The sequence below is a fragment of the Tardiphaga sp. 709 genome (assembly GCF_032401055.1).
Taxonomy (GTDB): domain Bacteria; phylum Pseudomonadota; class Alphaproteobacteria; order Rhizobiales; family Xanthobacteraceae; genus Tardiphaga.
In genome coordinates this window covers 3907199-3931396 of sequence record NZ_CP135529.1, presented here as the reverse complement: position 1 = coordinate 3931396, position 24198 = coordinate 3907199, and the positions used below count along the sequence as shown (strand labels likewise).

Below are 24198 nucleotides of genomic sequence, written 5' to 3'. Positions count from 1 at the left end.
GCGCCGTCTCGAGTTCCGCCCGGAGGGTCGCAAGTTCACTCGCAAGGGCGTCTGCCCTGGCTCGCTCTTGATCAAGCGCGTGTCTTAGCGTGGTGCTGGTCGCTTCGGGCGTCGACTGGGCCGCATTGAGTTCTGCTCGGGGGGGCGCGACAAGCACAGGTACAAGGGCTTCAGCCCTGTTCCGCTCCCGTGTTTGGGAGGATTCGGAGGACTGCGCGCGAAATTGGCTTTCACCGCATAGCCCATCCTCCGCAGCCCCAATGAGGACCCACAGAATGCAAGCTCCTACCGCAGACGAGGCACGCGCAGCGGTTCTGCCTGTTGCGCGGGAGCCCTCAACAGCTTTGGATTGCGGTAACCAATGCGATGCTGCCTCAACTGCCTGTGACCACATCGTGACAACTCAGGTGAGCTTTTATGTGTGTCCATTTTCATGACACAGCCTTCATCGGCCGTTTGTCGATGTAGCAATGGAAGTAGTCACAATGAGGTAGGCGCACCAATCGCGGCAATTAAGTAGATCACGCCTGCATTGTCTGAACCATTCTTGACCCGCCTGTTCGCGCGCGATTACGCTATCGCGCACACTTGAGCCCGCACTCCCAGCACACTCAAGGAAACAACATGAACAGATCGCTCGTCGTCTTCGCCAGCATGGCCGCCGTGGCGGGTATCTTGATGCTGAGCACCCAAACCAGCGGCGCTGTGGAAATCAATACGTCTGCCAAGACTTCTACCAAAATGAACGCCAACGCCAAGGTGACCACTGCCGCCATCCGAATGCAGCCCCATCGGCTCGTTGTACAGGTTGACGTCAATGACCCCGCGACAATGAATCTCGCTCTCAACAATGTCAGCAATGTCGCTCAGCACTACAGCGAGATCGGTCAAAAGGTTGGGATCGAAGTGGTCGTTTTTGGACCCGGACTGCATATGCTGCGAGATGACACCTCTCCCGTCAAAGCGCGCATCAAATCCATGAGCGAAACCATGCCACAACTGACCTTTTCGGCATGCGGGAACACCCGCGAGAATATGACAAAAACTGAGGCGAAAGATATTCCTCTTATCCCGCAGGCCAAGGTCACCAAATCCGGAGTGGTACGGATCATGGAGCTGCAAGAGCGAGGCTGGAGCTACTTGCGACCTTGATCCGGAGGGGCCTCTGCGATCTGCATCGCCTCGTTCCAAACTGTTGGATCTGTTGGTCGAAGATCAGGAACAGGACGACGTGATCGCTCGTTCGATGACCGGTCGGTTGACGGTCAAATGCGGGTCGATCACGAGATCGAGGTGTCCGCCAGCAATCGGAATAACCTCGAGTTTTGCAAACAGAGAGTCCCATCCGAGATGTGCTGGTGACCCTCGCCGGTTGCAAAGGAATAGCGTTCCGGTGATAGGGAGGCGGGGTTTGGCACTTGCCACCCAGCGGCCGAATTCCTGCATCCGGAGAATCTCCTCAAGCTCCAACTTGAGCATGAAGCGGGTGCCGGCCAAGCGCGTCCAGATCCTCGCATCGAGAATTCGACAGAACTTCACCTCCCAGTGGAGTCGAGCAACGCATTTTGCAATAGCGCGGCACAGCATTCGGTACATCGTGACCCGGTGTGATCTAACTCTCTGCAGAGTACGCGACAGGGTCTCCCGATAATCACTCCTGCGGGGGCCGATATTCGTGTCCAATATGCCCAGAAATTTCACCGATCGGCCTTCCGCAATCAGCCGCGCTGCCACTTCAAATGCGACGCCGCCACCCAGCGAATAGCCGATCAGACGTATGTCGCCGCGAGGATGAACGGCGTTGATCTGTTCCAGAGCCAAGGTTGCCATGTGGTCGACCGAGCCGCATCCGGTCAGGGCAGACGTCAGATCCGGGTAGCGGATCGGGATCACATGAGCCGTCTTGCTCAACTGTGCCCCGAACGCCGCCAGACTCGGACCGTAACCTATCGAGCCTGGCAACATCACCAGATGAGGCAGGAGTTCCCCGGCGGCTTGTTGCCGCTGCGATCGGCCACCTGCAGCGACGATCTGAATCATATCGGCTGCGCTCATGTCCACCGTGAAAGCTTCCATGTTGAGCTCTTGGCCGACCAGCTCTTCCAGCTCCATCACGCATCGCAGAAGCTTGAGGGAATCGCCACCTGCCTCGTCCCAGCGGCTGGCAACGTCGGTCGTACCGAGGATCCGCGCCCATACCTGCGCCACTATTTTTTCGGCTTGCTTCACTTCACCCGCCCCTGGGGGCTGAGGTGGGGCTGGACCTCTTCGGCTCTCGGCATCCAGCACCTTGAGTTTCGCGACATCTATCTTTCCGCCAGCGAGGCGCGGAATCTCCGCGATTTCATGCAATCTGGTGGGATGCAATGCGGTCGGAAGCGTCTGCCTGATGACGTCCCGAACGTCAGCTGTGAATGTTGCCTTCGCCTCGGCGCCTGGCGATGCAAAAATAACCAGCTCGTTTGAATCGGTAACGATCGCGACGGCGTCGCTTACATAAGGAATTCTGCGTACGACAACCTCGAGTTCAGCCGGTTCGACACGCCGTCCATTGATTTTGAGTTGACGCCCCTTTCGTCCCAGCATCTGCATCAATCCGCGCGCATCGACAATAACAAGGTCGCCTGTCGGGAAGATGCGGCAATGGCTATCATCCGGGTCGGGTAATGCAGGAAGCACCTGACCGTTCTCCCAGTAACCAAGCAGCACATGCATGCCCTTGATGATCAGCTCCCCAACCTCGCCGGTGGGCACAGGCATCCCGTTGTCGTCGACGACGGCAAACGACATTCCCGGAAGCAAATAGCCAACCGGGGGCATGCTGAAATCGCTTTCGTAGCAGTCGTCGGGAAGAAACCACTGCGAACCGGTGGTTTCGGTCGACAAGTAGCTGATCTGAATGAAGCAGGAGGGCTTCACGACCTTTCGGACGAGTGCAACATCCGTCCACAGCACCTTCTCGCCGCCGATCCGGACAACCCGGAGCGATTCGAAGTCACCGGCATCGCTTGCGGCGACCACTGCCCGCAGGAGAGCAGGAACGATATACGTGATCGTTATCTGCTGCGATCGGATCTGACGCAACACGCCGCGAAGGCCAAGGGCCTCGACATCCGCCATATGCAATCTTGCGCCGGTCAACAAAGCCGTGAGCATCTCTCTGGTGCCCGCAATGGTCGTAGGGCCGCTCAGAGGCATGAAGACGTCAGTAGCGTCGATGTGACATGCATCCGCATATTGCTGGACGCGCTGGAGCAAGCTGCGTTGGCTATTCACAACGCCCTTTGGCTGGCCGGTACTGCCCGACGTGTAGAGCACGAGGGCAGGTGCATCCACCGAGACCGGCTCAAGCGACGCGGTGTCGCCGAAAAATTCGTTGGCGCGCGTAATATCGATCCAACGCAGGCCGTTTTCGTCGATCCATTTGGTTGAGCTACCGTCGCCCTGGCCGATCAGTACAGAAATCTGCGCATTTGCAACGATGTGGGCAAGTCGCTGGTCGGGATCGCGCGGATTGAGCGGCACCAAGGGGCGCCCTGCGGCCATACATGCAAGCATGGCGATCGGATGCCAGATCGAGTGGCGCAACAACAGGCCGACGGCCTGCCCTTCGGGAGCCACCGCTGCAATCGCCTGCGCCAGCGTCAAAACTCTGAGCAGAAAATCCGAATATGTGATTTGGCGGGTGTTATCGCTGATGGCTACGTTGCCTGGAAATTTCTTTACCACCGCATCCAGATGCGTGATCGCCGGCACGCCGGCAAATTCGGCCCCCATACGATTGAACGGACGATCGACAGGCCCACCAGCGTCGAGGGGAAATTCGGGAGGCGTCATCCAGATAGCTTTTGCAGAATCTCCAAAATCTCCGGAAAGTGCGCGCCGGCTAGCAAACGTCTTCGCGCGTTTCGGCAAGGATCCATCGGGAAATCTTTGAAGTTGCATGACGGTACTCACCGTTGCGGGACGAACATCGTAGGTTAACAAGTCGGCTATTGGCGTCCTTCGAGTGAATGATAGGGCTGCACCAATTTTCTGGCCTCTATCCAATTACCGGGTTACTTGGCGGCGGCGGGTCGACGAAACTCCACAACGGCAAAGAGCAGGCCGGCCGTCATGTTCACGCGTTTGTAGATGTAGATCGCCATTGCCATATTCCAGGCAACATTCGTCACGGCCGTCGCAACGGCGGCACCGATCACGCCAAAAAAAGCAATGCCGATCGCACAGGCAAGGACGTTCATGACAGCTCCGATCGCTGTGATTGCGGCTGCTGCCCGCTCGTGCCCTGTCATGGTCAGAAGATTTTGCTGCGGACCAGTAGCAGCAGCAAAGATCTGTCCAACGACGAGAATTTGGGCGACTGGAGCTGTCGCAACGAATTCCTCGCCAAAGAAGCGGAGTAACGGTACCGTCAGCAACAAAAGTGGAAGTGCCAGCACGACTGTCCCCGCCAGCGACAGAACAGTCGCTCGGGCAAACAGACTCTGAAGCGCTGCCTCATTCCGATGAGCGTGAAGCTTCGAGACGTTTGGTGAAAAGAAAGTCCCTACTGCCATCCGGGGGAGAACAAGAAAAAGAGCTAAATTCAACCCCAGTGCAAAAATGCCGGCCTCGTGGGCATCGCCGGTCCAGCCGAGGATAATCACGCCGGCGCGGCTCATGAGAACCTCAACTCCAATCAGGATCATGACAGGACAGGCGAGATGCCACCAGTCGCCGGGCGCATAAGCCGGCACCGCCGAGCGTAGTTGTGGCGGCCAAAGCTTCCGCATGCTCAGTCCGACGATGGCTGCCGTGACGGCAGAGCTTGCCATCAACGCTATCAGGACTGTTGTCGCATCGATTGGCGTGACGTTGAGTGCCACAGCAAGCAGAAGCAGAACGACCATAAGGCCGTCCCGAACGAAGCGTTCGGGCGCGATTGCCGAAATGACGCCACCCAGCGCGCGTACCGTAGCGGAACCGAGAATGTAAAGCGCGACCAATGGAACGGTCGCCATGCCAACCGCCAAACTGATAGTCAGCTCCCGATGAAGTGTCTCCGACAGGAATAGTGCGGTGGCGATTCCACAGAGCGCGATCAACATCCCGACCAGCAATGACCGCCCGAATGCAAATTGAATGACTCCGCGAGCCAATGGCCATTTTCCGGTCGCACTGTAGGCCGGCACATATCGCAGCAGAACCGTGTTGAACCCGAGTCCCGCGATGTAGGAGAGAAGGGTCGTCCAGGCCAAAACGTATGAATAGATACCGTAACTCGTCGCTCCTATCGTACGGGCAATGACAAGTTGAGCTACGCACGTCAGCCCGGCGCCGCCCACATAGATAACGAACGCCCACAGGCTTGCGCTGGCCATGCGCCGAGCCAGCTCGGGTTGAGCCTGAGCTGTGAAAGTTCCGATTATCTCGGGCGCCGGCAAAGGTGGTGTGAATTTCTCCGCACAGCGCTCCAAGCTTTCGTCTGCTGCCCCAGGTGACAAATCGACCGTCCTGTCGGGCCTGAACTTGCTGGAGACCTCCTCTTCGATACGATCGAGAGCCTTGGACATCAGGCTAGGATCGAGCGAATTGATGCAGATCATCTGTTGATGCTCGGCCGCGAGCAGTGAGCCAACGTAGTCAGTAATCGGCTTTGCCTTGAGAAAGGTACCTACATCGGGGTCGAACCATTTCTCCATGTACGTTTTCTGGCGTACTCGCTCATGGAGGCGCCGTTCCAACAGTTCCCTCGGAGCATCAAAACGAATCAATAGATCTGATTGCGTCCGCATACCTATGGCATGAGCGATCGTCTTCTCGTCCGCTCGGCTAAACAGGGCCAGAGTGCAAACGATCTGCACAAAGCCCTGGTCGAACAAGACGATGCGATCCGGCTTGTGTGAATCTCTCCACACGCAGGAAAATCGAACGACGTATTGGCTAAGCCTGATCCACCAGACGGGATTGTCGGGCGGCATCAGTTGGAGCAACTCTTTCGCCAGACGTAGCCCTCGGGCATTTGCGACAGGACGGCACAAGATTGCGATGGTGGCAAAGATCGCGATGGTGACGCGCTGCAACGCCGGGAGGAACCCTCCAAAGTTGAGAAGATGATTGGATAGATGCGGCAACGTAAGTACGAGGTCGACCTCATACCCACGGTCGCGCAGGCGTTGAGCGAGTGCCTCACTAAAGGTTGTTTTGCCAGCGCCTGGTGGACCGAAAGTCTCGATAATCATGCTGCCCTCAATCGCTTCTCAACCAATTGCGGGGGTTCAGTTTGGGCGATCCGGAGCGCTTCAATTCGATTGCGTCTCCGCCCCACATTCGCCAGGTGATTGCTCTCTTCGACCGCTGGCGGAGTGCGCCCCAAGTCCTCTTGAACAGTTGCTGCCCGCCGAACTGGTCCTGCTGTGGCGGTTCGACGCGAGTTAAGACCGACGAGAATCTCGTGTTCTGGGCGGGATTAAGATGTTCCGTCCGAACAAGTTGACGCAGCGCGGTCTGCGCCGCCTCACGATCGGTGCTTCCAGAGTGAATGGCGAGCAAAACGTGGTCTGCCCAACTCGCCAGAAGTCGTGCTTCCGGAGCTTCTAGCAGCGAGGGCCCGTCGATGATCACGAAATCATAGGTGTCGCTCAGTTGCCGGAGCAACGAAGGAATCTTGGGGTCGGCGAGAATCCGAAGCCGATGCCCCCCAAACGATGTAGCGGGCAGGTAGTCAATTCCGGACTCATCGATATGTTCGATCGCGTCTGCAAGTGGACGACCATACGCCAGTACGCTGAGTAAGTTGGCGCTCTCGCCACCCGGTCGACGAGTGAATTGACCAAAGTCAAGGAGTAGAGTGCGCCACCCGAGCCGGGCAGCGTAAAGACCAAGGCTCCATGCAAGCGTGGTCTTGCCTTCCCCACCAATGCTGGAGCTGACGAGGACAACACGCTGCGATCGTGGGGTTGCCGGGTCGGAGGCCAGTATGGATACCAGAATGGAGCGGATTGCTCTGGCATAGTGGCTCGCAGGCTCCTCCAAGACATAATGCGGCTGCTTGCCTGGCTCCAGCGGAATCGAAGGTATCTGTCCGGCGCATGGAATACGCAGAGCCTCAGCTGCGTCGGCTTCCGTGTGCAGGGTCCGATCGAAGTGGTTTAATATGACCGCGAGAACACAAGCCAGCAGAGCGAAGATAATTGCCGCAGGAGGAATCATAAGTAACGGGTGCAATGAGGTCGGTCGTTCTGGCGGCGTGGCCGTGGCGAGAATACTGACGTCTGATTGCGCGGTCAGACCTTTTGCAGTGAGCTCCTGCCGACGCCGCAGGAGCGTTTCGAACTGTTGCGCCAGCATTGTGACCTGCCACTCCAGCGCGGCGTCCCGTGAGGGCGAGGACTGGCCGAGACGGGAAGCTTTTAGTTCCTCCTCGGCCTTTGCCAGGTCGCGCTGAACTTTGGATGACTGTGCCGAGACGGAGCTCAAAGCATACTCGACATCGCTTTGCTTCTGACGCGCGACCTCATCGACATACGATTGTGCCACCGTATTGGCGATCTCCGCCGCTCGTTGCGGATTGGAGGCCGTAGAAGTAACGGCGATGATTCTGGAGCGCCGCTCCTGACCAACCCTCAGGCTGCGCTTTAGCGCAGCGAGCGCGGATCCGTCATCGGGCTCATGGTTCTTGCCAAGGAGCATCTCCTTGGTTGCTGACCATGTACGACGAAAGAGCGTGCGCAAGCTTTGCATCCACGTTTGTGACCCCGTTTCAGCACCATGCCTCGCATCCTCGAGAGCGCGGAGCGTTGGGAGAAGTCTCCGCAGGTAGGCGTCGGAGAGCAGCACCGTGACATGTGTGTCGATGGTGGACTCCTCAGCGGCCGGTGTAGGCGCTGCGGACGCGCCACCGACATTCAGGGCATCGGCTGCGCCAGATTGTCGGACGTCAACAGCAAGTTGCGCCGTCGCGATGTAAGAAGGAGACATAAGAAAGCCGGCTACTCCGGCCAGCAAGGCCCCGACGACGATCATCCTGACGACAAGCCGTCTGTACTTCCGCACGCTATCCAGCACGCGATTCAAAGAGTGGAGACCATCATTTGAAGCCAGGGATTGTTCCGTCAGGCGCCGCCCAAGTTCGTCCTCTGCCATATCCGGCGAAAGCGCCTGCAAGGGTCGAATGCGTCTTCCTACTAACGCTTCCATAGCTCGCTCCTCTACTGTGCGGGCTCGAGGGTGTCTGTCGATTGGGGCGTACTCTGTTCAACCATCGTTCCCAGCCATGATTGCAACATCAGGACGGCCCATAGCATTCGCGAGTGATCGCGATTGCCACTCAGATGATCCTGCCAGCAGCTCTGGACTCGTTGTACGTCCAGCAAATTCTGGCGGTTAAGGCGTGATTCGGAGAGCAGGTCTGCAGCCCATGAGCGCAGGGGGCCTTTCAACCAGGCGCCAACAGGCACGTCGAAACCCTGCTTGGGTCGATCTATCAAGTGGCGTGGCAAGTAACGGCTGAGAACCTGCCGCAAGATCCACTTGCCCTGTCCGTCGCGCACCTTGGCCGTGTTCGGCAGCCGCCAGGAGAATTCCACGACGCGATGGTCAAGAATTGGACAGCGCGCTTCCAGACCTGTCGCCATGCTGGCGCGATCGAGCTTCACCAGAATGTCGCCGGGGAGATAGCCGATCATGTCCCGCACAATGAAGTCGGATAGAAGATCGTCCAGCGGCGGCACCTTAGTCGAATCGGGGACCTGCTCCGGGGTCAATTGCAGCTCGGAAAGCCGCATGACTTTCCGGTACATGTCGCCGGCGTCGCTGCCTGCAAACAGTTGCGCAAGGCGGTTAATCCGGTCGCTTCCGATCATCCGTCGCAGACGGCCTGGAAGAGGCAACGCATCGGCGATGTCCTCCCGCAAACCGCGGGCGAGCAATGACACACCCATTGCCGCCGTTCGCCGAAGTGCTCGATTGGAGTTAAGGAGGGGAGCGAGACGAGCGGTCAAAAGATGCCTGGAATATCCAGCAAAACATTCGTCTCCGCCGTCACCGGAGAGGACAACAGTTACATCCCGGCGGGCGAGGCGGGATAGCAGCAGTGTCGGAATCTGCGATTCGTCGGCGAACGGCTCGTCCCAAATACGGGGCAGTTCGGGAATGACATCCATGGCCTCCGAGGGAGTGAGACGTAGCTCCGTGTGGTCCGTGCCGAGGTGACGAGCCACGGCCGCGGCACTGGCCGCTTCGTCGAAGGCCGGCTCGCCGAAACCGATAGTGAACGTGCGGACGGGCCGGGTGGATTGGGATTGCATCAGCGCGACGACAGTTGAACTGTCGATGCCACCGGACAGGAACAGCCCGATTGGCACGTCGGCAACCATGCGCTCGCTGACGGCCTCGCGAAGCAAGCCATCAAGATGCAACACGAGCTGGCAATCGTCCGCGGAAACGAGGTTTTCTCGGCCGTTCTTTGCTATCTCAGTCAGCGACCACCAGGTGTGCGTCTTTGTCCGAAGCTCTGCTGCATCCCGCGATGCCAGAAGATCATCGGCGCTGAAGGATAGCATACCGCCGGGCGGAAGTTTGAAGACGTCTTTCCATATGCAATGTTCGTCCGGTAACCAGCCGCGGGCGAGAAACTCAGCGACCCCGCACGGATTGATCTCCGGATGGAAATCGGGGAACGCATTGATCGCCTTTAATTCTGAAGCAAAGACAGCGGCGTTTCGCGTTCTGGCGACGTACAGGGGTTTCTTTCCCATTCGATCGCGAGCCAGATGGAGAGTGCGGGTCTGACGATCCCAGAGGCCGATTGCGAAGATGCCATTGCTGCGCCCCAGGGCTGCCTCAAATCCCCATCTCTCGATCATCGCGAGCAAGACCTCGGTATCGCTGCCGCCGATGAAGTTCTGGCCGAGGCGTTGGAGCTCCTGTCGCAGCGACAAGTAATTGTAGATCTCGCCATTGAAGGTGATGACGAACCGACCGCTCTCGGAAAGCATCGGTTGTCGCCCCGCATCCGTGAGGTCAACGATGGCGAGCCGGCGATGCCCGAATGCAATCCCAGCGTCGCGATCACACCACGAACCGTGGGCATCAGGTCCGCGATGATGCAAAGAATTCGTCATTCGGCCAATCGCATCCAGATCGGCGGATCGGGGAGCGGTTGGCATCTGAAGAATTCCGGCGATTCCACACATGATCTAGCTTCCGATGCGCGTGCGCGGCGGCGAGGCCCGCGCCGATCCGAGGATCAGACTGAGAGCGAACGCGAACCACACAATGGGATGACGCAAGATGAAATGGCTGATGCTGAAAATGGCCAGCGCAACGAACAATGCTGCCAGAGCATCGAGCTTCGCGCGGAACATGAGTATGAACGTGCCTGCGAATAGGCCGCAAACGGCAATCACAGCGAGCAGGCCACCTTGCGTAAATATATCCAGCAGTGTGCTATGGGCTTCGAAAGGAGTTGGAAGCGCCTTGTTATTGGCGACGTTCGGCTTCTCGAGATGCGGGCCTGGCCCCAGCCCGAGCGATCCGGTTTCCAGCCCCCGATGGAGTGCATCTTCCCAGAGTTGCAGCCGCAGGGACGCGGTGCGCTTCGTTGCCTCGCCGCCACGGTCCTTGGCCAGACTGATTGCCAGACCTTCAAACTCATCGGCGGTCGCAACGGCATACGGTGCTAATGCGAGCGCCAGAGGGACGGCGGCGGCGATGACCAGAACCGCGACCATCGACCGGAAATTCAGTCTGTGCTGTGGCGAGGTCAGCCAACTGCGCAAACGCAGCAAAGAAAAGATCGCGGTGGCAATCACCATCGCAACAAGAAATGTATCGCTTTTGGTCAGGCGCCCGACGGCGAAGGTTAGCAGGCAACTGAATGATGCCGCGATGCGGCCAAACCCTTTGGCCCATAGGGCAAGGCTGAGAGACAGCGGCGTCAAAACGGCGCAATAGAGAGCGATCTGATTGGGATTCTCCGCCCAGCCTCGAAATCGATCCCAATACCATGGATCGACCGACGGTAGGCTGATGATGGACCAGCCCGCAGCAATCTGAAGGACCAGTGCGATGTTCCAAAAAGCGAGCAGGAACCATTGGGTTTGACGTAGGGCAGCGTTGGCTTCCATCGTTGCGACGATGAGGCAGGTCAAAGTTGCCACCAACAGATACGCGAAGGTGTCGTGCAACATCGTAGGAAGGTCCAGCTCCTGGCTCAGATAGGCCACGCATGTCCCTATGCTCAGGGCGAGTGCAAGACAGGCCCAAAACGCACCGATTCGGAGCAAAGCTGTCGCGTTGTAAATCTGGCCGGTAACGATGACTCGCAATGAGACGAAGGCTAGCCACAGGACAAGACAGACCTCGCCAACACCCAGCGGAATCCCGGGAAGGCGCAGTTGTGAAGCTGTCGTAAGTACGATGCCAAAAGAGAGAAGCGCATTGGCGATCATGGTGATTTCCCGCCGTGCTGGCTAACCCTTCGATCTTCATGGATGTCACGAGATAAAGCAGCCGGATCTTCGCTTCGCCTCCCGGTGAGAATCAGCCTCCTGTAAAGATCCGCGTAGCGGTCAGCCACGACGTTCAGGTCGAATTCACGGCGGACGAGTGCGATCGAGCGCTGTCCCATGTTCTTTGCGCGGGCAGGATGCTGGAGAAGATCGAGAATGGCTGCAGCGAGCGCACGCGGGTCCCGGGGCGGCACCAGATGGCCATTGCAGTTCTCCACCACAACATCGCCGCAGCCTGGCATACGCGTGGCGACAATAGGCACACCCGCCAATCCTGCTTCCAGCAGAACACGGGGGATTCCTTCGCGATACTCCGTCGGGAAGGCAAAGACATTCGCAATCCCCAGAAGCGCAGGAACGTCGGATCGCGCACCGAGAGCGATTACGTGTGGTGCGTATCGATCGATCAACGCCTGATCCACGGCGAAAGGACCTTCGCTCTCCCTTGGACCGACAAGCACGAAACGAACCCGGGGCCGCGCTTCGCGGACAATCGCCGCCGCATCCAGAAGCGTGGGTATGCCCTTCTGTACGGTCAGTCGGCTCACAGTCATGACGACTTCGTCGTCACCGAGTCCGAGTTCTCTACGAAGTTGTGCGGTGGACGGCGCCTGGGCCCGCGCTGTGTCAAAAGCATCGACATCGATTCCCGAACTTCCGATCAGTACAGCGGGGCTGTTGCCAAGCAGACGATAGCGGCGGAAAAAGTCGCCATCCTCCTTGTTTTGAAATACCGTTGCCGAGGTCCAGCAAGCGGCCAACCGCTGCAGCGCTAGGTAAGCTGGCCTGAATGCAAGGGCTTTCAGCTGTGCCGAGGAGAATACCCAACCCATTCCGTTGATAGTGCGCACAATGGGGATTGCGCCTCTCACCGCAAGAGGGGCAAGCAGATTTGGTTTGGTATCGAACGTTTGAACAACGTCCGGTCGAATGCCCCGCACAAGCTGTGAGAGCTGGCCGACAGCTAGGCGATCAGCAACCCGTGCGCCGAATCTATTGAAGTCATAGCGATGATAATCGATGCCGCTATTTGAGAACGGGAGTGCAGCGCCAGTACCGGCAGCGCTCACCCGAAAGCCACGACTGCGCAAAGCTGCCAGAAATGGGATCCGCAGGGCATGATCCTCGCCTCCCACACAAAGCACATGCAACGTCATGCTAATCCTTTCGGTCGCAATCAGAATGCAGCTCAGTCGATCCGAAGAATCGGCTACAGATCGAATATGAGCGGACGGTGTGAGCTTACGAGGCGATCACAAAGTGTCTTCATTCGTTCGAATGACGGCCGCGTCGGAAGTACTAGGCGATCCCGAAGAATTGAGACATCGACACCACGAGGATTACTCCGAAGCGATTTTGGCATGATGTACGCAAGCTGAAGCGTCGCGTCGTCAGATCCGGACTCAGTTCAAACGTCGGAGCAAAGCGGGCCTGTCGGCGACCCGTTTCACTTGCGCTGTGTTTATGCCTGGACGCACAAGGAGGCTTGCCTGGGTGCCTATCGTCGGACTCAATTACCGGGAGAAGGCAGGACGGCGACACGCCCGAGTAATGCAACCAGCTCCGCCTGCCGCCGTGTCTGTGTCTTGACGAACAGGGAGGCCAAGTGTGAACGGATCGTCGTCCGGCTCAGTCGTCGGGCGCGAGCAATATCAAGCAAATTATGGCCGCGCGCCAATTCGACTGCAAGCTGGGTTTCCGCGGCTGTGAAGCCGAACAAACACCGGAGCGCCTGGGGCGTCGGCTCTGGATGAGCGTCGAGATCGAGCAGAATGATGGTGCTGGTCTCATCCGTCCAAACATTGACCATCTGGCTTACAAGGCTGGTGACGCCCTCCTTGAAGGAAGTCGCGAGCCATGATGTCGAGCCAACGGGAATTTGGGCCCCCGCGCGGCTCACCAGCTGCTTGACGGCGCTGTAGAGCGTTTCAGGGCTAGTGGTGAGGTTGCATTCGCGTTCCAATATCGCACGTCCGATTGCGCTGACGTCAAGCACGCAGCCACGTTTGAGCAGAACTTGCCCGCAGCCAATACGCGCCAGAACTGCGTGTAGGACGTCACGTTGTTCGCCAAGGTCGGGCTTCTTGCCTGGATCAGCCTCTGGCCGGATAGCGGGAGCACGATTCGAAATGTTAAAGATGGATTCCCTGCAGGGATGAAGCGATGCAATTGCGCCGGGCAATGTGGCACTCTGGTTCAAATTCAACATGTCGTCATTCCCTTCGCCTACTACTTCAATCGAATGACAAGGATTGATCGGAGGGAAAGCATTCCAATTTCAACGAGCCATGTAAATGTTCAAATTGGGGTAACCCGACTGCACATTTTGCTGAGGCAGTCTACTATTCGTGGGGCCTCTAGCGGCCTGAATGACATGGAGGAAATGTCGGCCGGAAAAGCGATGCGCGCCTCAGCGCGCAGTTTTGTGCAGGTATCCGGCCAGAGATCGTTAACGCGGTATCCTTTGTGGGTACCCCCGCTTGTGCCAATGGCTCAATTGGATGCGCTGGCTACTCCCGAAGGGCGCAGCGAAACTTCGACCACATCTCCCGGTTCTACATCGAAATCAACTGATGCAATGATCCTGTTCCACTGCTGGCCGACCTTTCGCGCGATCGTTACTTCTGCTCGGAGATCGCTGGTTCCGACAGGCAGTGCTCCCGCACCACCGACAGGCTGCAATTTTTGACTCAACGCCTGCAATTTAACCCGTAAGTCCGCCATGCGAACGGTCGAATCCTTCAGCTCGCGCAACAGATTGATGGTTCGCTGATTAGCGACCCGCTCGATCTGGCGCACGAAGTCGTCGCGCTGACGTTGCAGCCGCATGACTTCGACCATCGTCTGAAGACGCCTTGTCGACGACAACAGAAGAGCGCGTCGGCTTTCCGTAACACGGGGGCTTGGCAATGATCCTGCGCCAAACAACTTGGCTACCCGATCCAGCTCATCCTCATCGGCCTGAACACCCTTTTCCTCACCGTCTTGCTGCTTCCTGAGAGTTACGAGCTGCGCTTCCGATTGTTTGACAGCATCCTCCAGAAAGCTTCGTTCCTTACGATAGTCGATTTGCGCGGTCTTTAGCGACGCCGCCTCGGATTGCATGATCGACTCGATGACGGAGGCCGGCAAAGATACTTCGCTGGGTATCTTCTGATCGAAGCTGTCATTTCCCTGGAGTTCCGCATTGGTGCGGATCACGTGGATATACTCTTTGATGTACTCGGTCGACAAAGATTGGTAATCGCGCAACAGATCCGCCGGATCGACGGCACCGATCTGACCGCGAGAACGCAACAGACTAAAGCCCCCGGCGACCGCAACCGCTTGGCGTACGGTCATGGACGCGCGATACACCAACTGTCCGGGCGTGAGAACATCGCCAGTGACGTAGATCGGTCGATATTCCACGACGCTAGTGATCACGTCCCCAGGCTTGATGACGAGCGCCTGCTCGCGCCCATCCGGTGAGCGCTGACGCAGAATCCTGGACTGCAGCAGCGTCTCCATGCGGGTCTGTAGTTCCGACGGCGTCAGACCAGCAACCGGCACCGTACCGACCCCGGGAAGAGCAATGGTGCCGTCAATCTGGATCTGAGCTCTATTGCGCTGTTCAGGCGCTCCACCGACGGATACCTCGACAGTATCGCCCGGCGCGAGGCTGTATTGAGCTCCAAGGCAAGCGTCGCTGCCCGCCAAGACAACGATTCCTGCCCAGAAGCTGACGGAGACATAGCTGAAAGTCTTACTGCGCCTGTTGCCCTTCATGACGATCTCCTTGCGCTAAGTCGTTTCCGCTGTCTCGATCAGACCAGTCGATGCGGGAAACAAAATCAAATACCGGCCCGCCTCGTTGCCCCCAGTTGCTCGACCAGATGACTTGCGATCCATCAGGAGAAGGTGAGCCATGCGTTTCGCTCCAATAGTCATACGGAGCATTGCGCGTATGCGCGATACGTCGAAACTCGCCACTGCCATCGATTTTAAGTGCGATAACTTCCTGAGCGAACGGAGCTACTTTCTTACCGCCGGCGGGAGCGAGCGCGGCGCCGGCATAACTCATGAAGACCCAGCCGGGACGGCGTATCGCTCGCATCGATGCATGCTGAGCTTCTCCATAGGGAGCGAGCGCCGTGACCTGTCCGTCCTGGAGTCTCCGTTTGATGACCTGATACTTGTCGGGCGCCGACTTGCTGATGCCTACATAAACTTCATAGCCATCGATATCGACAGTCATGTCGCCGTGGCCGGGCCGGTGATGCTCGGTCCAGCTCTGCAGGAGATCGCCCTCAATGCTGAAGACAAATGCTTGATCCGTGAAGTCAATGAGAGACTGCTGGCAGAATATGTGCTTGCCCAGCGGCGAGATCCCGCAATAGCTGTTTTTACCGGGAATTCGCGCCAAGTCGATGTCGGGAAATTTCCGGCGGTCCGAAAGATCCAACGCAAATGCGACAAGCGTGCCCTGTTGGCTGATGGCGCGCACCACGATACGGTTGCCGTCCCATGAGGGATTGCCCTTGTAGGGGCCGAATTGAAGCTCGCGATATGCTTCAGTCTCAAGAATTACGTCTTCGGCGTTGCTTCGCGGCGACCATCGCGAAATGCGGCGCCCGGCGACACAAATCATGAGCTCCGGATCTTGCGGATGCCATTCGCATTCACCCCCGCGCTGTCGCCGGAACAGTGGAGCATAAGTGCGCCCATCAAGAAAGCACAGGCCATTGCAGCCGTTGACAATCAAAAGCAGGCTCTGGTTGGCGTTCCACGCCTGCGCGCTCGAATAGCGATGAGTGCAGTAGGAACGCTTGCAAACCATGCCGTTTCCCATCGGACTGTCAGGCGTGGTCACACGTACAAAGGTCGTACCGAGGGATGCGTCGGCGGCTGGCGCGAGATAGCCAGGCAAATCCATGGCGGGCGCCGGGAGGAATTGGGCGTTTGCGAGCGATTCGGTTGAGGCGGGTCTTGAGGAAGCGAGCAAGACAAGGGCGCCACAGCACAGGAGAGCTCGGGCATAACCCAGCCGGGCCATCATGTGATGAAATCCCTCTGCCGCCGGACTTGCTTTCCCGAAAGGCGATGACGCCACCAGTCCACTGTCCGTTCCAACCCTTCCCGCAGCGTAACCTGCGGTGACCATCCCGTTGCATGGACGAAGCGGGTACAATCAGCGAGCAACGCTCGCACTTCCGAATTTGTCGGTCGCAGACGCTTCTCATCCTGAAGCACAGGCTTGTCGCTGGAAGTAAGGTCGACGATGACATCAATCAGGTCGCGGATCATGATCGCCCGCTGACTACCTGCGTTATATGGCTGGCCGTATTCGATGCCCTCGGCCAGCCCGGCAGCCATGAACGCGGCTGCCGTATCCGCGACGAATGTAAGGTCGCGCACGGTCGTTGCATCCCCGATCATGATCGCGGGGCAGGAAGGGTCTAGCGCTTGCCGTATGATGGCAGCGATGATCGCCCTTTCGCTCTGTCGTGGCCCAAATGTATTGAATGGTCTGAGGATGACGACCGGTACGCCGAACGACTTCGCAAAGGCCCCTGCCATCATGTCCGCGGCTATTTTAGAAGCTGAATACGGCGATTGTCCCTGCAGCGGATGAGTCTCATCGATCGGCATTGTTATGGCCGTGCCGTAGACCTCGCTGGTCGACGTATGAATGACCCGCTCGGTGCCGTACTGCCGCGCCGCTTCGAGCACATTCAAGGTGCCGAGCACGTTCGTTTCGATGTAGGATTGCGCAGCGACGTAGGAATAGGGGATCGCGATCAGTGCCGCGAGATGAAAGACGATTTCGTGGCCGGGTACGAGGCGACCAACGAAAGCCGCATCGCGGATGTCGCCGCGAACGAGATTGACTTTCTTTCGAGTCGAGTCTGGCAGATCGTCCAGCCAACCATGGCTATCGAAGGAATTGTACTGGGCAAGAGCGGTAACGTTGGCTCCTGCCGAAACAAGCGCTTCGGTCAGGTGCGAACCAATGAAACCGTCGGCTCCCGTAACGAGAATTCTGGCACCAAGGTAATTCATGGCCGTCAATGTCCGGTTTGTTGTTCAGAGTCTTCCGATTGATTCTTCGGCGTGCATTCGGTCCACGATCCCACCGCGATTGCCCAGGCCGCACGAACAATCCAGCCGAGATCAGAAGCCAGTGTTCGGCGCGGGAAATAAGCGAGATCGATTTTCGCCTTGGTCGGGAACAGAACTTGTCGATAGAAATCCACAGCCGCAACGTCAGCGGGATAGAGCTTGCTTTCATGTCGAAACATCACCTGGCACGGACCAACAAGACCGGGCTTGTGGTCGAGAAGCTTCTCGAACCCACCGTGAAAGCAATCGAAGAATGCGAGCGATTCAGGCCGCGGTCCCACGAGCGCCATGTCGCCGCGCAGAACGTTCCAGAGTTGCGGTAACTCGTCCAGCTTGCTCGCTGCGAGGATGCGGCCAATTCTAGTCAGGCGGCCGTCTCCCTCCATTGTGAGCGGACATCCATGCCGGTCGCAATCCGGCCTGAACTTGCGAAATTTGTACATGCGGAATGGTCGTCCATTTTGCCCGAGACGAAGTTGCGAGAACAAAATCGGCCTTCCTCCTTCGATCCAGATAGCGAGTGCTACGATCAGGAAGAGAGGAGCGAGAGTGACTGTCGCAGCACCGGCAAACAGAATATCAAGGGCGCGCCGCAAGCCCACCTGCGTAACAGGAGTTGACGCCAGGAGCTGGTTCGCTGCCTCGCGCATGGCTACGCGATTGCCCCTAAAGGAAACTCCGTGCCCAGTGCGGCCGCAAGGGAATTCACCACCTGTTCCACGTCGGCCGGGTTCATCCGGGGGTGCAGCGGCAGCGTGAGCTCCCGTTGGGCAAATTCCTCGGTGCGCGGCAAGAATGTATCGGGATAGAGCTCTCTGTAGAATGTCAGGTGGTGGACCGCGGGATAGTGAATGGTGGTCTGTATGCCGCGCTTGCGTAGCCGATCGATCACGGGCTGCCGATCGGTTGCCGTCGGCAGGACGACCGGCATCAGATGGTGCGCCGATGGCCAAGGATTCGCGAAGGGTATCATCACCGCTGGGCAATGCTCCGCCATCAACTGACGATAGCACAGCGACAGGCGTCGCCTGGTGTCATTCCATTCCGGAAGCTTCTTGAGTTGGGCAAGGCCGACGGCAGCGCGCAAATCGTCCATACGATAGTTGAATCCGAGGATCGTAACATCGTAATCGGGACGACGACTGGTGAGGCGCTGCCGCGTGCTGCTTGTCATGCCATGAGACCGTGCTCGCCTGATGGTTTCCCTCAAAGCGCGGCTGCGGGCGATAATGGCGCCCCCCTCGGCGGTCGTCATGTTCTTGTTGCCGTAGAAGCTGAATGCTGCCGCCTCGCCAAAGGTCCCCACTGCGGCCAGTCCGGGCGCATGAGCTGCATCCTCGATCAGGAGCAGGCCCTTGCGACGAGCGAAGGACTGCCACGTGTCGCGATGCGCGAGGTAGCCAGCGAAATGGACGAGAATAATCGCTTTGGTTCTCGATGTGCATTTGGCTTCAGCATCATCCAGCGACATCAACGGAATCTCGGCTGAATCGATATCGACGAAGACCGGTCGCGCTCCCACATAGAGAACGCTATTGGCCGTGGCGACGAAGGTCAGCGATGGAACGAGAACTTCGTCGCCCGGTCCAATGCCGAGCGCGTGCAGGATGAGGTGGAGGGCTGCCGTACACGAGCCGACGGCGATCGAATCCTCAGCCTCATGAAGATGGGCGAACGCTTGTTCGAATTCGCGGACGCGGTCTCCCATCGTGACCCAGCCACTCTCGATGACAGAGGCTAGGGCTGTTTGCTCGTCCGAACCCAGGACTGGCTCTGATACCAATAGCATGTGCTTTTCTCCGATCCCGGATTCAACGAAACGTTTGAGCGGCACGGGCAACAGACGTGACAAGCGGCGTCTTGGTCACGCCGCAACGGTTGCCACGAAGGCCGGAGGCGACTGCTCGTCCCATGCAATATCCTGAGCCTTGAGGAAGTCGTCCACCCGCCCGATGTCGAGCCACATGCCGTTGTGCTTGAATACGTTCACGGGTATTTCCTCTTCCAACATCTGGGCCATCAGATCGTCGAAGCCGAATGGAACACCTGACGGAATGCGATCCAGCACCGAGGGATCCATGCAGTAGATGCCCATGCTCACGAGATGCGACAGTTCAGGCTTCTCGCGAAATCCGGTCACGCAACCGCCCGTCTCATCGATCACGCCAAAGTCCATCTTGGTAGGACGTGTGGCGGTGGCGATGGTGAGGGGACCTTGGTGCCGTCGATGACAGCTCACAAACTGACTGAGGTTCAGATCCGTCAGCACATCGCCGTTGAGGACCAGAAACGGCGTGTCGAGTTGTTCTCGCAGAAGTGACAGCGGGCCGATCGTTCCAAGCGGCTCCACTTCCTGCGTGTAAACGATCTGCATGTTCCACTGATTGCCGTCGCCGCAAACACTGCGAATAAGGTGGCCCAGATATCCAGTCGTGATGAAGACTTCTCTGATCCCATTTCGCCTGAGCCATTTGAGCAGGAGCTCGAGTACGGGCCGCGATCCGATCGGCATAAGCGGTTTCGGCAAGATGGATGTATGCGGACGCAAGCGCATTCCCTTTCCGCCGCATTGGATGACAGCCTTCATATTATCCTCCTGTGTTGCTGAAGCGCGCAATCGTTCATCATATCAACGCGACAGCCCGATCTGGCGCTGATGGCCGAACCGGAATGCCATTGACGAGAAAACTAGACGCTGACTATCCACGCGTCTTCGTGCGTTTGCATGAGATGTCGGAATGATAGTTGGATTGCACGCGAGCACCGTATTGCAGCGGCAATACTGCAGCTCGCAGTGGCGCATGATGGGACAGGACAGACCGGATCGGACTTCGGCTACATCGCTGACGCGTGATATCGCGAGGCACGATTGATATCGCGGCGCTTGGAATGACGACGACAACGCAACGAGCCGGCTTTTCAGCAAGCCTGTTAAAAACTGACGCCCGGCATCCGTCACGCGCGCGAGCGACATCGCACTAACCGTCGCCGAAGATCGCTGGAATAATTTATTGAATCGCATCGGCAAGGACACGCGCGATCGTCAGCGCCTCACGTGTCCATGCTCGATGATTCACCGGCGTGAGTGCCACGCTCCGACAAGCATCGATCGGCGCGACTTGCTCGCCTGCGTCAACAATCGCTCACTATTTGCCGATTCGTGCCGTGCCGCAGATCTTTCCGTTGATGCCCTTAGGGATCAGACCGTCGATGCGCGAGACCTCAATATGATTTGGCTCGTGGTTGATCACACCTAGTGGCACTGGCGTCTCGTTTTTCTTGATCTCGGAGATCATCGCAACGGGATTTGAAAGCCGACCGTTCGAATCGCCAGCTAAAGGCGGAGAGTTGCTGTTTGCCGGCTCTGCCAGTGATCCGTTGTTCATCCCCCAAATCGCTGCCTGTGTCCGATTCTGGACCCGGAGCTTGCGAAGGATCGCCTTGACGTGGACTTTTACAGTTGCTTCGGCGATATGGATCGTCCGCGCGATGCTTTTGTTGGAGGCGCCTTCAATCAGGCAGTGCAAAATTGATTTTTCCCGCGGAGAAAGCTGCGGCGTGGTCATATCTTCTGTAGCGATAAGAATCGCCTGCGTCTTGTTTTGGTCGCGCGCGCCCGGCTCGCCTGGGTGACTGCCTTCGGGAGCAAGAACAGATGATAGAAATGCCGGAGGAAAGATCGTTTCACCCATCATTATCAGTTCGATGGATTTTATGAATACATCGCAGGTCATAACGTTGACAAAGTAGCCGTTGGCACCTGCCCGAAACGCAGAAGCCAGTTCGTCCATTCGATAATGATCGGCCACGATCGCAATGCGCCCGCCCGGATGGTAGTCCCTGAAAAGTTCGATTTGTTCAATCGCGGCGTCAAAATCATCGCCGGTGTGAGCAATAAGAAGCAGAGGCTGGTGTGCTTGCGGTTGACCCGGGAGCAAATCATCCACGCTTGATACTGAGGCTAGGATACGAAAATTTGCTGAGCGTAAAATCCTGGCAAGACCTTCTCTGAGTAAAGTATTTTTCCCAACGAGAATTGTAAAAAAAGACTGTTGCCTCCGCATCGCGACCCTCCCAACCATACGCAAACTGATTTAAAAAAACGGAGCGATTGAAATTCAGCTCATTCTTGGTGATCTGTCGGCGGTTAAGCCCCGCTTCTTCGGCAGAAATTTTGGCATTGGAATATTTTCAGTCGGCAAGAAACTCTGTCTTTTTAGAAGCATTTCGTCGTCGAATTGAAGAAGCCTCCCTTCTCGTTTGAGACGATTTTATGAATGTTAGATGCGAATTCCCGATCTCCCTATATACCTTTAGTTATAGGCGATCGGCCGGTACTGAGGGATGTCGTTCATAATAGTAAACGGGGAAATCACCGCAGACTCCGCAAAGGGAGTGCGTGCTTCGTCATATGGAAATCCACCCTTGAGTGACAGTTCCTGACATATCCACCCAAGGTTGCGATCTGTTTTCGTTGTTGCGTTGCGATGTAGCGTAACGAATTTGAGCCTCCCGAAAATTAGGCTAAGAAGGGAATATCCGGGGTAGCGTGGAGTTTAAGTTTTGGGGGGCTAGGCTGAGGACCGCCCATGCGTTGCACCAGTGTCGTGATCGCAGACCGCCATCCTGTGGTTCTGCAAGGTTTGACGAGCGTGCTTGAAGCGCAAAACGGCTTCAAGATTGTCGCGTGCTGCAGCACTGGCCCGAGCTGTATCGAAGCGATTCGAAATTTAACGCCGGACATCGCCATTATAGACATCGCAATGCCGGGCCTGACCGGGCTGGAAATCGTTGCCATCGCCAACTCCGAGGGGCTTTCAACGCGGGTCGTCTTTTTCACCGCTGTCGTTGAAGATCGCCAACTGGCTTTATCGGCTGCTGCTGGCGCCTACGGTGTCATCCTGAAGGACATGCCGCTCGACCCCCTGGTGCAGTCCTTGCGGGAAATCGCGGCCGGCCAAAGGCTATTGCCGCTTCCCGCGGTCAATCACGTTATACCTTCCGAGCAAAAGAGTATCGCGATCACGGAGAGTGTTCTGGCGGTGCTGACAGAGCGCGAACGTCAGATCATGCGCCTGGTCTCTGAAGGGTTGTCGAACAAGGAAATTGGGCGGCGGCTGAATATTGCTGACGGCACCATCAAGCAACATCTCCATCACATCTATCAGAAGCTTGAAATCAACAACCGTACAGTGCTTGCGGCGCTTGCCATATCGCACAACGAACGTGGGGGCTTTCTTGAGGATCGGGCTCTGTCGATTCATTGTGACTGAGCGTCTGCAGTCGCACTGCTGACCCATATGCCATTTGCCATTTCAACGCTGATACGGGCGCCGATTGGCGCACAAGTCTGGTCGGCGACATCCACCTTACCGCCAGCGCGGAGGCTGAAAGGACCCTGATGCGCGGCTTCACCACCCTGCGCGATATCGGTGGGCATTCTTCAGAAAATCGCTGGGGAACCTGCATTGCCGGTCGCGCGGCGCCATGCCCCCGGCGGCAGTCCGGTCGCGGCGGAAAAGACGCGGGTGAAGTGGCTTTGATCGGCAAAGCCACAAGCTAGTGCGACATCAGCCAACGGCGTATCGGTCTTCATCAGAAGGCCTCGGGCCTGCTCGACGCGCTGGGATAGGATCCACTGGTGAGGCGCCTTGCCCGTCGCTTTCTTGAAGCCGCGAATGAAATAGCCGCGCGACAACCCGCAGGCCTGGGCAACATCGGCAACCCGCACATTGCCGGCAGCGTTGCTGCTCAGCATTTCGATGGCGAGCGCCAGTTGCGGCCGCGATAACGCCGCGCCCTGCGACGTGGCTTCGAGACTGGTCGCATTGTTGTATCGCTCGATCAGATGAATACCGATCGTCGTTCCGAGCTGGTCGAGGAACAACGGACTCGCCTCGCTACTCTTCTGCAGAAAGGGCTCGACCACGCTGACGAGCCGCAACAAGACCGGATCAGTGTCACCGGCGTGGCACGCAAGGTCGACCGCGCCGCGCCACCCATGCTCCTGCGCCAGTTCGATCAAGAACGGCCGCGACACCTCCATCAGGAGAAAATCGAACGCGCCGCGCAGATCGGCACGATAATCATCCGCCAGGTTTCGGATATAAATCGAGCCTTCCTCGAACTCCTGGCCCGTGGCGTGATGCTCGTGAAAAACACGCCGCCGATGACCACGACCTTGCGAGATGCCGATCAGGAAACCGCGATCGTCGGCTGCGGTCACGACCTGCCCGAGATGCGGATCCTCGCTCCCTTTGCGGAAAAACTTGATCCCCGCGCCGCGCAGCTCCTGATCCTGGTGGAGTTTGCTGGCGGGACAGCCGAACACATCGATCTTCGATTTCGGCTTCAGCGAAACAGGCAACGGCTCAAGCATGTGGATCGGTCCGGCATATGATGCACCGTCGGGAATTCGGGTACCCGCCATCATGCACCCCCATCGCTGCACGCTGCAGATCGCCCGGACGTTCTCATGCGTCCCAACGAACTACCTCAGATTTCAGTTTAGCCACGCACATGGCTGCGGCTCCATGATTCCAGAATGCGGAATTGCATGCGGACAGACAATTGGAGCATGGTGGAGGCTGACTAGACCTTG

The 24198-nt window shown here is 57.7% G+C and carries 18 protein-coding genes; 3 read left to right on the top strand and 15 right to left on the bottom strand.

Annotated elements, in window-relative coordinates:
• Positions 1-624: 624 nt before the first annotated feature.
• Positions 625-1152: a DsrE family protein gene (locus RSO67_RS19205; protein ID WP_315840138.1), complete on the top strand. Its 528-nt coding sequence runs from the start codon at positions 625-627 to the stop codon at positions 1150-1152.
• A gap of 63 nt (positions 1153-1215) precedes the next feature.
• Here the strand turns inward: RSO67_RS19205 and RSO67_RS19200 are convergent, their stop codons facing one another.
• The 14 genes from RSO67_RS19200 to RSO67_RS19135 form a co-directional block, all read right to left on the bottom strand.
• On the bottom strand, positions 1216-3945 hold the full coding sequence (locus RSO67_RS19200; protein WP_315840137.1) for a non-ribosomal peptide synthetase: 2730 nt from the start codon (positions 3943-3945) through the stop codon (positions 1216-1218).
• A 113-nt stretch (positions 3946-4058) separates the two neighbouring features.
• Positions 4059-6224, bottom strand: coding sequence for a polysaccharide biosynthesis C-terminal domain-containing protein (locus RSO67_RS19195; protein ID WP_315840136.1), 2166 nt, complete (start codon positions 6222-6224; stop codon positions 4059-4061).
• 7 nt (positions 6225-6231) lie between these two features.
• Positions 6232-8181, bottom strand: a complete 1950-nt coding sequence (locus RSO67_RS19190) for an AAA family ATPase (protein WP_315840135.1) — start codon at positions 8179-8181, stop codon at positions 6232-6234.
• A gap of 11 nt (positions 8182-8192) precedes the next feature.
• Positions 8193-10151, bottom strand: coding sequence for an asparagine synthase (glutamine-hydrolyzing) (gene asnB, locus RSO67_RS19185; protein WP_315840134.1), 1959 nt, complete (start codon positions 10149-10151; stop codon positions 8193-8195).
• Positions 10152-10181: 30 nt separating this feature from the next.
• Entirely contained in the window at positions 10182-11435 is a 1254-nt protein-coding gene (locus RSO67_RS19180; protein ID WP_315840133.1) for an O-antigen ligase family protein, read from the bottom strand.
• Positions 11432-12652 carry a glycosyltransferase gene (locus RSO67_RS19175; protein ID WP_315840132.1) on the bottom strand — a complete coding sequence of 407 codons (1221 nt, stop codon included), beginning with the start codon at positions 12650-12652 and terminating at the stop codon, positions 11432-11434. Before RSO67_RS19175 ends, RSO67_RS19180 begins: the two co-directional genes overlap by 4 nt.
• 353 nt (positions 12653-13005) lie before the next feature.
• A complete protein-coding gene (locus tag RSO67_RS19170; RefSeq protein ID WP_315840131.1) occupies positions 13006-13704 on the bottom strand; it encodes a helix-turn-helix transcriptional regulator in 699 nt (232 codons plus the stop codon).
• Between the two features lie 284 nt (positions 13705-13988).
• Positions 13989-15263 (bottom strand): polysaccharide biosynthesis/export family protein, encoded by a 1275-nt coding sequence (locus RSO67_RS19165; RefSeq protein WP_315840130.1) that lies wholly within the window; start codon positions 15261-15263, stop codon positions 13989-13991.
• Positions 15241-16410, bottom strand: a complete 1170-nt coding sequence (locus RSO67_RS19160) for a hypothetical protein (RefSeq protein WP_315840129.1) — start codon at positions 16408-16410, stop codon at positions 15241-15243. Before RSO67_RS19160 ends, RSO67_RS19165 begins: the two co-directional genes overlap by 23 nt.
• Before the next feature lie 119 nt (positions 16411-16529).
• Entirely contained in the window at positions 16530-17537 is a 1008-nt protein-coding gene (locus RSO67_RS19155) for an SDR family NAD(P)-dependent oxidoreductase (RefSeq protein WP_315840128.1), read from the bottom strand.
• A 5-nt stretch (positions 17538-17542) separates the two neighbouring features.
• Positions 17543-18247 carry a sugar transferase gene (locus RSO67_RS19150; protein WP_315840127.1) on the bottom strand — a complete coding sequence of 235 codons (705 nt, stop codon included), beginning with the start codon at positions 18245-18247 and terminating at the stop codon, positions 17543-17545.
• A 2-nt stretch (positions 18248-18249) separates the two neighbouring features.
• Entirely contained in the window at positions 18250-19449 is a 1200-nt protein-coding gene (locus RSO67_RS19145) for a DegT/DnrJ/EryC1/StrS family aminotransferase (RefSeq protein WP_410001759.1), read from the bottom strand.
• 12 nt (positions 19450-19461) lie between these two features.
• Positions 19462-20184, bottom strand: a complete 723-nt coding sequence (locus tag RSO67_RS19140; RefSeq protein WP_116659414.1) for a sugar phosphate nucleotidyltransferase — start codon at positions 20182-20184, stop codon at positions 19462-19464.
• Positions 20185-20743: 559 nt separating this feature from the next.
• Positions 20744-21544, bottom strand: coding sequence for a response regulator transcription factor (locus RSO67_RS19135; RefSeq protein ID WP_315840126.1), 801 nt, complete (start codon positions 21542-21544; stop codon positions 20744-20746).
• Between the two features lie 642 nt (positions 21545-22186).
• Between RSO67_RS19135 and RSO67_RS19130 the strand changes: the two genes are divergently transcribed.
• Positions 22187-22870 (top strand): response regulator transcription factor, encoded by a 684-nt coding sequence (locus RSO67_RS19130; protein WP_315840125.1) that lies wholly within the window; start codon positions 22187-22189, stop codon positions 22868-22870.
• 170 nt (positions 22871-23040) lie between these two features.
• Here RSO67_RS19130 and RSO67_RS19125 read toward each other — a convergent pair whose 3' ends face one another.
• Positions 23041-23622, bottom strand: a complete 582-nt coding sequence (locus tag RSO67_RS19125; RefSeq protein WP_315840124.1) for an AraC family transcriptional regulator — start codon at positions 23620-23622, stop codon at positions 23041-23043.
• On the opposite strand from RSO67_RS19125, the gene RSO67_RS19120 reads away from it, so the two are divergent.
• Complete coding sequence (locus tag RSO67_RS19120) at positions 23599-23997, top strand: hypothetical protein (protein WP_315840123.1); 399 nt, start codon at positions 23599-23601, stop codon at positions 23995-23997. The genes RSO67_RS19125 and RSO67_RS19120 overlap by 24 nt on opposite strands.
• Positions 23998-24198 lie beyond the last annotated feature (201 nt).

Bases quoted from the DNA above. Each gene is read 5' to 3' on its own strand.
- RSO67_RS19150 (WP_315840127.1), bottom strand. From the start codon at position 18,247: ATGCGCGAGGCAGCGAACCAGCTCCTGGCGTCAACTCCTGTTACGCAG.
- RSO67_RS19190 (WP_315840135.1), bottom strand. From the start codon at position 8,181: ATGGAAGCGTTAGTAGGAAGACGCATTCGACCCTTGCAGGCGCTTTCG.
- asnB (WP_315840134.1), bottom strand. From the start codon at position 10,151: ATGCCAACCGCTCCCCGATCCGCCGATCTGGATGCGATTGGCCGAATG.
- RSO67_RS19130 (WP_315840125.1), top strand. From the start codon at position 22,187: ATGCGTTGCACCAGTGTCGTGATCGCAGACCGCCATCCTGTGGTTCTG.
- RSO67_RS19160 (WP_315840129.1), bottom strand. From the start codon at position 16,410: ATGGATTTGCCTGGCTATCTCGCGCCAGCCGCCGACGCATCCCTCGGT.
- RSO67_RS19165 (WP_315840130.1), bottom strand. From the start codon at position 15,263: ATGAAGGGCAACAGGCGCAGTAAGACTTTCAGCTATGTCTCCGTCAGC.
- RSO67_RS19140 (WP_116659414.1), bottom strand. From the start codon at position 20,184: ATGAAGGCTGTCATCCAATGCGGCGGAAAGGGAATGCGCTTGCGTCCG.
- RSO67_RS19120 (WP_315840123.1), top strand. From the start codon at position 23,599: ATGCTCCTGCGCCAGTTCGATCAAGAACGGCCGCGACACCTCCATCAG.
- RSO67_RS19200 (WP_315840137.1), bottom strand. From the start codon at position 3,945: ATGCAACTTCAAAGATTTCCCGATGGATCCTTGCCGAAACGCGCGAAG.
- RSO67_RS19170 (WP_315840131.1), bottom strand. From the start codon at position 13,704: ATGTTGAATTTGAACCAGAGTGCCACATTGCCCGGCGCAATTGCATCG.
- RSO67_RS19195 (WP_315840136.1), bottom strand. From the start codon at position 6,224: ATGATTATCGAGACTTTCGGTCCACCAGGCGCTGGCAAAACAACCTTT.
- RSO67_RS19205 (WP_315840138.1), top strand. From the start codon at position 625: ATGAACAGATCGCTCGTCGTCTTCGCCAGCATGGCCGCCGTGGCGGGT.
- RSO67_RS19175 (WP_315840132.1), bottom strand. From the start codon at position 12,652: ATGACGTTGCATGTGCTTTGTGTGGGAGGCGAGGATCATGCCCTGCGG.
- RSO67_RS19155 (WP_315840128.1), bottom strand. From the start codon at position 17,537: ATGAATTACCTTGGTGCCAGAATTCTCGTTACGGGAGCCGACGGTTTC.
- RSO67_RS19180 (WP_315840133.1), bottom strand. From the start codon at position 11,435: ATGATCGCCAATGCGCTTCTCTCTTTTGGCATCGTACTTACGACAGCT.